This window comes from Arthrobacter sp. TB 26, assembly GCF_000427315.1.
Classification (GTDB): Bacteria; Actinomycetota; Actinomycetes; order Actinomycetales; family Micrococcaceae; genus Arthrobacter.
Genome location: NZ_AUPJ01000122.1, coordinates 1 through 10,021 on the forward strand (window position 1 = coordinate 1; position 10,021 = coordinate 10,021).

Consider the following 10,021-nt stretch of genomic DNA (forward strand, 5'->3'; position numbering starts at 1 on the left):
CACCCTTCGGAAGTCATCTTCACCTCAGGCGGCACCGAAGCCGACAACCTCGCCGTCAAGGGCCTCTACTGGGCCCGGCACGCTGAAAACCCGGCCCGCACCCGGATCCTGTGCTCCGCCGTCGAACACCACGCCGTGCTGGACACCGTCGAATGGCTCGAACGGCATGAGGGCGCTGAGGTGACCTGGCTGCCCGTGGATGCGGACGGCGTCGTCGACCTGGCCGTGCTGGAGGCAGAGCTCTCCCGGGACCCGGCGTCGATCGCGCTGGCCACGGTGATGTGGGCGAACAACGAAGTCGGCAGCATCCAGCCCATTGCGAAGATCGTCCAGCTGGCGCACCGGGCCGGGGTTCCGGTCCACTCTGATGCCGTCCAGGCGTTCGGCTCGGTGCCGGTGGATTTCCGGGCCAGTGGACTCGACGCCATGTCGATCTCCGGGCACAAGATCGGCGGCCCGGTCGGGGTCGGGGCCCTGATGCTGGGCCGCGCCGTGAAACTGACCCCGGTCCAGCACGGCGGGGGACAGGAACGGGACGTCCGCTCCGGAACGCTCGACACCGCCTCCATCGCTGCCTTCGCCGCGGCAGCCGAAACCGTCACCGCAAATCTCCCGGTCGAAGCGGCGCGCCTCGCGGCGCTCCGGGACCGGCTGATCGACGGCGTCCTGGCGGCAGTGCCCGACGCCGTGCTCCGCGGGGCTCCCGGCGCCGGACGGCTCCCGGGCAATGCCCACTTCACCTTCCCCGGCTGCGAAGGCGATTCGCTGCTTTTCCTGCTGGATCTGGCCGGAGTGGAATCCTCCACCGGTTCGGCCTGCACGGCGGGAGTTCCCCGGCCGTCGCACGTGCTGCTGGCGATGGGGCTCGATGAGGACACGGCCCGGGGCGCCCAGCGGTTCAGCCTGGGGCACACCTCCACTGAGGCCGACGTCGATGCGCTGCTGGCTGCCCTGCCCGGCGCCTACACCCGCGCGCGCCAGGCCGGTATGGCCGGGCACGAGTCCAGCATCCAGACGGCCGGAACCGTCGCCCGCCACTCGGCCGGCGGCACAAGCTAGGCCCCGGCCGGGCTACGTGGCCGGCATCAGCCGGTCCAGCGGGATGTCCGGATCGGCGAGTTCAAGGGGGCTCACTGCGGTTCGCGCCGAGATGAGCTGCTTGATGAACTTTTGCGGCCTGCCCGCGCGCGGCCAGTTCACACTCATGCCCGCCACCACCCGGCCGTCGCGCTGCCAGAAAGCCAGGAACTCCTTGCCCTCGAGCGAGCCGCGGATGGTGGGCGCTCCCGCGGCCAGTGCCGGGAACCCCGAATACTCCATGCTGACGTCGAACTGGTCGGTGTAGAAATAGGGGACTGCGTCCATCACGGCGGCCAGGCCGAGCATCGCCCTGGCCGCGACCTTGCCGCCGTTGAGGGCGTTGGCCCAGTGCTCGCTGCGTTGGTGCTCGCCGGTGAACGGATGCAGGGCATTGGCGGCGTCCCCGGCCGCGAAGATTCCGGGTGCGGAGGTGCGCAGCGAGGCGTCTGTGAGGATGCCGTTGCGCAGGGCGATGCCCGCAGCCTCGGCCAGCGACACCTCGGGGACCACCCCCACGGCGATGACCACGAGATCCGCGGGCAGGACCTCCCCGGCGTCCGTGACCACGCCGGTGACCCGGCCCGACTGCCCGGTGATGCCCACGGCCGAGGCGGGNCGGGCAGCCGGAACCCGACGCCGTTCGCCTCGTGCAGCGATCGGAAGAAGCCGCCCAGCTCGCGCCCGATCGCCGCTCCCAGTGGCACCTGCTCGAGCCCCAGCAGGGTGACGGAGTTTCCGTAGGCGCTCGCCGCTGCGGCCAGCTCCATCCCGATCCAGCCCGAGCCGACCATCACGACGTTCCGGCCGCCCCCGGCAAGGCCGGCGCGCAGGCTTCGGCAGTCGTCCACCGTGCGGAACGTGCTGACTCCCTCCAGGTCACTGCCGGGCAAAGGCAGGCGCCGGGGACGCGCGCCCGTGGCCAGCAGCAGCGCGGCAAAGTCCAGCGTCCGCCCGTCCCCGAAAGCCACCGTCCGGGCGGCCGGATCAATCCCCGTCACGGGAGTGCCCAGCCGGAGTTCGACCGCGTTGTCCGCGTACCAGTCAGCCGGAACGACGGGCAGGGCGTCGTCGCCGGCTTTGGCAAGCAGGTACTCCTTGGACAGCGGCGGGCGCACGTAGGGGTGGTGCCGTTCCCCGGCCAGCAGGATCACCGGCCCGCCGTAGCCTTCCGCGCGGAGGGTCCTGGCTGCGGTGGCGCCGGCGAGGCCGCCGCCCACGATCACGATATTTCCGGGGGCCATGATGCGCTCGATTCCTGCGCCCGCCGGCAGCACCGAAGGCGCGGGTCGGGGGGACGACTCTAAAACTATTAGTTCTGACTTTAGAAGTGCGGGGGCCATGGGTCAAGGCCTTTTTGGGAGGGGATTCGGCGTGGCGATAGACTGGTGCGGCAGGCCCTGTGATATTTCCAAGTCCAGCCAGTACCGGCAACAAACCCCCAACCCCAACGAAAGTCAGTATGCGAGTTCTTGCAGCCATGAGCGGCGGCGTCGATTCCGCCGTTGCCGCAGCCCGTGCCGTCGAGGCGGGGCACGACGTCGTCGGCGTCCACCTCGCGCTGTCCCGGATGCCGGGAACCCTGCGCACCGGCAGCCGCGGCTGCTGCACCATCGAGGACTCCCGCGATGCCTGGCGGGCGTGCGACGTGCTCGGAATCCCTTACTACGTCTGGGACTTCTCGGAGCGCTTCAAGGAGGACGTGGTCCAGGACTTCATCGACGAATACGCCGCGGGACGCACTCCCAACCCCTGCATGCGCTGCAACGAACGGATCAAGTTCGCCGCGCTGCTGGAGAAGGCGATCGCGCTGGGATTCGACGCCGTCTGCACCGGCCACTACGCCAAGGTGATCAACGACGCCGAGGGCAACCCGGAGCTGCACCGCGCCGCGGACTGGGCCAAGGACCAGAGCTACGTTCTCGGCGTACTCACCCACGAGCAGCTCAAGCACTCCATGTTCCCGCTCGCTGACACGCCGTCCAAGGCCGAGGTCCGCGCCGAAGCGGAACGCCGCGGGCTCTCCGTGGCCAACAAGCCCGACAGCCATGACATCTGCTTCATCCCGGACGGCGACACCGCCGGCTGGCTGGCGGAGAAGATCGAGATGACCACCGGCGACATTGTGGACGAGTCCGGCGCCAAGGTCGGCGAGCATCCCGGCGCCAACGCGTTTACGGTCGGCCAGCGCCGGGGACTGAAACTGGGCACCCCGGCCGCTGATGGCAAGCCGCGCTTCGTGCTGGAGATCCGGCCGAAGGAGAACAAGGTGGTTGTTGGGCCGGAAGCGCTCCTGGCCATTGACGAGATCCGCGGCATCAAGGTCTCCTGGGCCGGGCTGCCGATCGCCGAAGTGAACACCGGCGAAGAATTCGAGTGCTACGCCCAGGTCCGCGCCCACGGCGACCCCGTGCCCGCCACGGCGCGCATGGAGCGCCCCGGCACGGGGGACGACGCCGCAGGGGACGGTGCCGCCGTCGGCCGCGGGAACCTCATGGTGACATTGACGGAGCCGCTGCGCGGCGTGGCCCCCGGCCAGACCGTGGTGCTCTACCAGGGCAGCCGCGTACTGGGGCAGGCCACGATCGACGCAGCCCGTTCGCTGCAGCGGACAGCCCTCTAGCCGGCCAGGATTCCTGCGGGGACCCCACCGCGCCGTAAAACCGCACACCCTGGTGTGCGGTTTTTTCGTTGCTTCGCCACTGCCGGGCCCGCGGCCCTGTAGTGCGTGGGGCGTCCGGGACCCTGCCGGATTTCAGGCCGCCTTCCTGAAGATAATGATGAGTTCTGCCGCTTCGTGTAAATTTTGTGTCTCATCTCACAAGATGTAACGATTCACCTGTTGGTCGTCTGGTTGAATCAAGGCATCAGGACAGTGTTCTGCCCCCGAGTCATGACCAACATCAGTTCCGGGCAGTGCGCTAGTACTCATCGAACAGAAAGTTCACAGATGGCAATGAACAAAAAGGCCCTGCAGAGCGCCATCGCGCTCGCAGGGGTATCCGCCTTCGCACTGACCGCCTGCACCGGCCCCTCCGGCGGCGGAACGGCGTCCGGCAGCGCGGCCGGTGGAGGCGCCATTACGTACGGCACCACCGACAAGGTCGTCACCCTCGACCCGGCAGGCTCCTACGACGCCGGCTCCTTCATGGTGATGAACCAGATCTACCCGTTCCTGCTCAACTCGAAGCCGGGCACCGCGGACTCCACTCCCGACATTGCCGAGTCTGCTTCCTTCACGAGCCCCACGGAGTACACCGTCAAGCTCAAGCCCGGCCTGAAGTTCGCCAACGGCCACGCCCTGACGTCCTCCGACGTGAAGTTCTCGATCGACCGCGTTGTCAAGATCGCCGACGACAACGGTCCCGCCTCGCTGCTCGGTAACCTCGATTCGGTCGCCGTCAAGGACGACTCCACCGTGGTCTTCACGCTCAAGGCCGGCAACGACCAGGTCTTCCCGGGCGTCCTCGCCGCCAACGCGGGCCCGATCATCGACGAAGAGGTCTTCCCGGCGGACAAGCTGATGACCGACGACGAAATCGTCAAGGGCAAGCCGTTTGCCGGTCCCTACACGATCGAGAGCTACAAGAAGAACGAGCTCGTTGGCCTCAAGGTCAACCCGGACTACCAGGGCCTGCTCGGCAAGCCGGCCAACGGCGGCGCCACGATCAAGTACTACGCCGATTCCAACAACCTCAAGCTGGACGTCCAGCAGGGTAACATCGACGTCGCCGGGCGCAGCCTGACGGCCACCGACGCCGCGGACCTCGAAAAGGATTCCAAGGTCAAGGTCTACAAGGGCCCGGGTGGCGAGCTTCGCTACATCGTGTTCAACTTCGACACCATGCCGTTCGGCGCCAAGGCTGCCGACGCCGATCCCGCGAAGGCACTTGCCGTCCGGCAGGCGATGGCAAACGTCGTCGACCGCGACGCGATCGCCAGCCAGGTCTACAAGGGCACGTACCTGCCGGCCTACTCGGTCGTTCCGGACGGCTTCGTCGGCGCCATCCAGCCGCTCAAGGAAATGTACGGCGACGGCAGCGGCAAGCCCAGCCTCGACAAGGCCAAGAAGGCCTTCGCCGACGCGGGCGTCACCGCTCCGGTCACCATCAAGCTCCAGTACAACCCGGACCACTACGGCAAGTCCTCAGGCGACGAATACGCCATGATCAAGGAGCAGCTGGAGAAGTCGGGCCTGTTCAAGGTTGAACTGCAGTCCACCGAGTGGGTCACCTACTCCAAGGACCGCACGGCCGACGCCTACCCGGTCTACCAGCTTGGCTGGTTCCCGGACTACTCCGACGCCGACAACTACCTCACGCCGTTCTTCGTCCCGGGCAACTTCCTGAAGAACCACTACGAGAACCCCGCCGTCACGGACCTGATCAGCAAGCAGCTGACCACCGTCGACAAGGCAGAGCGCGCAAAGGTCCTCGGTGAGGCCCAGACGGCCGTCGCCAAGGACCTGTCCACGCTGCCGCTGTTGCAGGGCGCCCAGCTGATGGTCGCCGGCAAGGACGTCAAGGGTGTCGACAAGACCCTGGATGCTTCCTTCAAGACCCGCCTTGGTGTCATTTCCAAGTAGGTCCCAACCCCCATCCGGTTCTGACCAGCCAACGAGGCGGGGCGCCCCACACGGCGTCCCGCCTTGGTGCTGAGACAGGACAACCGATTCCGGAGCTCACGAGGCCCCCGGAACACACATTTAGGTACCAATGACAACACTTATCGAGGCACCGCCGACCGACGGCGAAGGCCTTCTGCCGATAAAGAAGAAAACGTCCGGTGGGGGACTGGGCCGATACATCCTGATCAGGTTTTTCCTGATCTTCCCGACGATCCTCATCCTGGTCACCATGGTGTTTTTCCTGATGCGCACCACCGGGGACCCCATTACCGCTGCCCTGGGCGGCCGGCTTCCGCCGGAACAGCTCCAGGAACGGATCACGGCCGCCGGCTACGACCGGCCCATCTTTGTGCAGTACTTCGAGTATTTGGCCCAGCTCATCACCGGCAACTTCGGCACAACGCTGTCGGACAACCGCCCGGTGTCGGAGATGCTCGCCACTTATGGCGCGGCCACCCTGGAACTGACCATCAACGCCCTTCTGGTCGCCCTGGCCGTGGGGATCCCGCTGGGCCTGATCGCCGCGCACCGGCGTGACAAGGGCCCGGACGCCGCTCTGCGCGTCTTCGCGATCCTCTGCTACGCCACCCCGGTCTTCTTCTCCGGGCTCCTCTTCAAGCTGACCTTCTCCGTCTGGCTGGGCTGGCTCCCGGTCGCCGGACGCGCCACGCCCGCCAACGAACTCGCCCTGACCTCGCTCGAGTCACCGACGGGCATCTACTGGCTGGACGCCATCCGCAGCGGCAATACGGCCGCGCTGGCTGACGTCATGGCGCATGCGGTCCTGCCCGCACTGGCCCTCGGACTGCTGACCGCCGGCATCTTCCTGCGCCTGGTCCGGACCAATGTGATCGGGACGCTCGGCAAGGACTACGTCGAGGCCGGCCGCTCGCGCGGTGTGAGCGAATACCGCCTTGTCACCAAGCACGCCTACAAGCCGGCCCTCATCCCCATCATCACGGTGATGGGACTGCAGATCGCTGTGCTGCTTGGCGGCGCGGTACTGACCGAGACCACGTTCGAATGGAAGGGCCTGGGCTTCCAGCTCGCGACCTACCTGACGGCCCGCGACTTCGTGGCCGTCCAGGGCATCGTGGTCCTCCTCGCAGTGATCGTGGCTGTGACCAACTTCTTCGTGGACATTGTCGCCGCGCTGATCGACCCTCGCGTGAGGTACTGATATGAGCACCACTGCCGTTACTGAACCCGTCAAGGATCCCCGTGGACCGTGGTTCCGGCGCCTGCCGGTCATCTCGCACTTCAACAAGAGCGTCGGCCTGCAGCGCGGAATGCTCGTGGCGGGTCTTGTCCTCACTGCGGTCTTCCTGTTGACCGCGATTTTTGCGCCCCTGATCGCGCCCTTCGGCTTCTCCCAGATTTCCGACGCCGACGGCGGCTTCCCGGCGCAGGAAGCGCCCGGCGGTAAGCACCTCATGGGAACCACCGTCGGCGGCTACGACGTCTTCTCCCGCGTTGTCTGGGGGGCGCAGACCGCCGTCCTGGTCATCATCGTGGCTGTGATCATGTCGATCTTCATCGGCGTGATCCTGGGCCTGGTCAGCGGCTACATCGGCGGCTGGCTGGACCGGACCCTCGTGGTGATCGCCGACGCCATCTACGCCTTCCCGCCGCTGCTCGTGGCCATCGTGATGGCGATCGCCATCAGCGGCGGCAGGTCCAGCCTCTGGGGCGGCATCCTCGCGGCGGCGATCTCCATCACCGTCGTCTTCATCCCGCAGTACTTCCGCGTCATCCGGGCCGAGACCATCCGGCTCAAGGCGGAACCGTTCGTGGAATCAGCCAAGGTGGTGGGCGCCTCCAACATCCGCATCATGCGCCTCCACGTCTTCAAGAACGCCACCCGCACGCTGCCCCTGATCTTCACCCTCAACGCCTCCGAGGCCATCCTGACCCTGGCCGGCCTGGGCTTCCTGGGGTTCGGCATTGAGCCGACCTCTGCCGCCGAGTGGGGCTTCGACCTCAACAAGGCCCTGGCGGACACCACGTCCGGGATCTGGTGGACGGGCGTTTACCCGGGCCTCGCGATAGTGCTCACCGTCCTTGGACTGACGCTCGTCGGCGAGAGCATCAACGACCTCAACGACCCCCGCCTGCGGGGCCGCAAGAAGGCTGTGTCCGGCAAGGGCGGCCCGGATTCCACTCCCGGTGCCCAGGCTGCACTCGAAGCAGAAGTGAGAAGTTCATGACCATCAACATCGACAAACACGGCACGGGCGCCGGCCCGGTCCTCGACATCGACCACCTCAAGGTCACCTTCGCCACCGATGCCGGCGACGTGTACGCCGTCAAGGACGTCAGCCTCGAGGTCAACCCTGGTGAGGTCGTCGCGATCGTGGGCGAGTCGGGCTCCGGCAAGACCGTCACTGCCAAGACCATCCTGGGCCTGCTGCCCGAGACCGCCATCAGCTCCGGCACGGTGCTGATCAACGGCAACAACGTGATCAGCGTCAGCCCGGCGAAGCTGCGGGAGATCCGCGGCCGGGACGTCGCCATGGTCTTCCAGGAACCGTCCACCGCCCTTAACCCCGTCTTCACGGTTGGCTGGCAGATTGCCGAAGGCATCCGCTCGCACGCCCGCCACGGGGGAGCGGGACGGGTCAGCGCCAAGGAAGCCAAGACCCGCGCGATTGAGGCGCTCCGCAAGGTGGGCATCCCGGACCCGGAAACACGGGTCAACTACTACCCGCACCAGTTCTCCGGCGGGCAAAAGCAGCGTGTGGTCATCGCCGCCGCCCTGGCCCTGAACCCGGGGCTCATCGTGGCGGACGAGCCGACCACCGCGCTGGACGTTACCGTGCAGGCGGAAATCCTCGAACTCCTGCGCGACCTTCGGGACCAGTACGGAACCTCGATCGTGCTGATCACGCACAACATGGGTGTGGTGGCCGACCTGGCCGACCGCGTCGTCGTGATGTACCAGGGCGACGTCGTCGAGGAGGCGGCCTCGCGCGTGCTCTTCGCCGAGCCGAAGCAGGACTACACCAAAAAGCTCCTGGCCGCCGTCCCGCACCTGGGCAGGAACTCCGCCTCCGAAGGGATGACCCAACGGGCGCACCAGGGCGGCAAGGTGCTCGTCGAGGCCAAGAACCTGACCATCGAGTACCCCGGACGGCTGGGAAGCCCCGCTTTCAAAGCCGTGGACGGGGTCAACTTCACCCTCTCCGAGGGCGAGGTCTTCGGCCTCGTGGGGGAGTCCGGCTCGGGCAAAACGACGATCGGACGGGCCATCGCCGGCCTGAACCGGACCACCGGCGGCAGCCTGAAGGTGCTGGGCTACGAAATGCTCAACCTGAAGGAGCGCACGTTCAAGCCGCTGCGCAAGGAGATCGGGTTTGTGTTCCAGGACCCTGCGGCGTCCTTCAACCCCCAGCTGACGATCGGGGACTGTATTGCCGAACCCCTGATCATCCACACCAAACCGACCCCGGCCCAGGCCAGGCAACGGACCCGGGAGCTGCTCGAAGCCGTGCAGCTGCCGGCCGCCTACGCCGACCGGTTCCCGCATGAGCTCTCCGGCGGACAACGGCAGCGTGCCTCCCTCGCGCGGGCGCTCATCCTGAACCCGAAGCTGCTCATCGCCGACGAGCCGACGTCCGCACTGGACGTGTCGGTCCAGGCCGTGGTTCTGGAATTGTTCAAGGAGATCCAGGCCGAATTCGGCTTTGCCGCCCTGTTCATCAGCCACGACCTCGCCGTGGTGGACATCCTGTCCCACTGGGTGGGTGTGCTCTACAAGGGCAAAATGGTGGAGCAGGGGCTCGGGAACCAGGTGATGGGTAATCCGCAGCACGCGTATACCAAGAAGTTGATTGCCTCCCTGCCGGTTCCGGATCCGGACGAGCAGGCCAGACGCCGGGAGGAATTCCGCGCCGTGTTGCACGGCTAAGCGGTTCCGGCAGCCGCACCAAGGGACATGCCCGCCGTTCTCAGCGAGCGGAGGGCATGTCCCTTGGTGCACTCACGGAAAACGGGTGCACGCACGGAAAACGCACGGAAATACCCGCGGTTCAGGACGGACGCCCGGCGCTTAACAGCAGAAGTGATTAGCGCCGGTGCCCCTAGACTGGGTCAATGACCGAGCAGAACCAGACTCATCCCGATGCCGATTCCTATGACCCCGGGGCCAGCTCACTGGCCGGTCAGGTGGATCCCGCGGTGATGGCGGAGCTGTTGTCGATCCGCTCCAGCATCGACAACATCGATGCCACCCTCGTCTACCTTCTCGCCGAGCGGTTCAAGGCCACCCAGAAGGTCGGATTCCTGAAGGCCACCCACAAGCTCCCCGCCGGCGACCCC

The 10,021-nt window shown here is 66.7% G+C and carries 8 protein-coding genes and 1 pseudogene; 7 read left to right on the top strand and 2 right to left on the bottom strand.

What is annotated here, in order from left to right; all coding sequences use genetic code 11:
- The coding region (locus K789_RS0103785) for a cysteine desulfurase family protein (RefSeq protein WP_024365595.1) at positions 1–1,059 on the top strand (1,059 nt) is incomplete at its 5' end.
- Positions 1,060–1,071: 12 nt separating this feature from the next.
- Here K789_RS0103785 and K789_RS26015 read toward each other — a convergent pair.
- Positions 1,072–1,683, bottom strand: coding sequence for an FAD-dependent oxidoreductase (locus tag K789_RS26015; protein ID WP_237739510.1), 612 nt, complete (start codon positions 1,681–1,683; stop codon positions 1,072–1,074).
- Positions 1,684–1,760: 77 nt separating this feature from the next.
- Positions 1,761–2,420: pseudogene (locus K789_RS26020) on the bottom strand (FAD-dependent oxidoreductase); the annotation flags it as partial.
- Between the two features lie 119 nt (positions 2,421–2,539).
- Here K789_RS26020 and mnmA point away from each other — a divergent pair.
- From mnmA to K789_RS0103820, 6 genes are all read left to right on the top strand, one after another.
- Positions 2,540–3,700 (top strand): tRNA 2-thiouridine(34) synthase MnmA, encoded by a 1,161-nt coding sequence (gene mnmA / locus K789_RS0103795; protein ID WP_024365596.1) that lies wholly within the window; start codon positions 2,540–2,542, stop codon positions 3,698–3,700.
- Positions 3,701–4,027: 327 nt separating this feature from the next.
- Positions 4,028–5,662, top strand: coding sequence for an ABC transporter substrate-binding protein (locus tag K789_RS0103800; protein WP_024365597.1), 1,635 nt, complete (start codon positions 4,028–4,030; stop codon positions 5,660–5,662).
- Between the two features lie 130 nt (positions 5,663–5,792).
- Positions 5,793–6,884: an ABC transporter permease gene (locus K789_RS0103805; protein ID WP_024365598.1), complete on the top strand. Its 1,092-nt coding sequence runs from the start codon at positions 5,793–5,795 to the stop codon at positions 6,882–6,884.
- 1 nt (position 6,885) lies between these two features.
- On the top strand, positions 6,886–7,911 hold the full coding sequence (locus K789_RS0103810; RefSeq protein ID WP_024365599.1) for an ABC transporter permease: 1,026 nt from the start codon (positions 6,886–6,888) through the stop codon (positions 7,909–7,911).
- Positions 7,908–9,611, top strand: coding sequence for an ABC transporter ATP-binding protein (locus K789_RS0103815; protein ID WP_024365600.1), 1,704 nt, complete (start codon positions 7,908–7,910; stop codon positions 9,609–9,611). Before K789_RS0103810 ends, K789_RS0103815 begins: the two co-directional genes overlap by 4 nt.
- A gap of 185 nt (positions 9,612–9,796) precedes the next feature.
- Positions 9,797–10,021, top strand: a 225-nt coding sequence (locus tag K789_RS0103820) for a chorismate mutase (RefSeq protein ID WP_024365601.1), incomplete at its 3' end; no start/stop codon positions are given.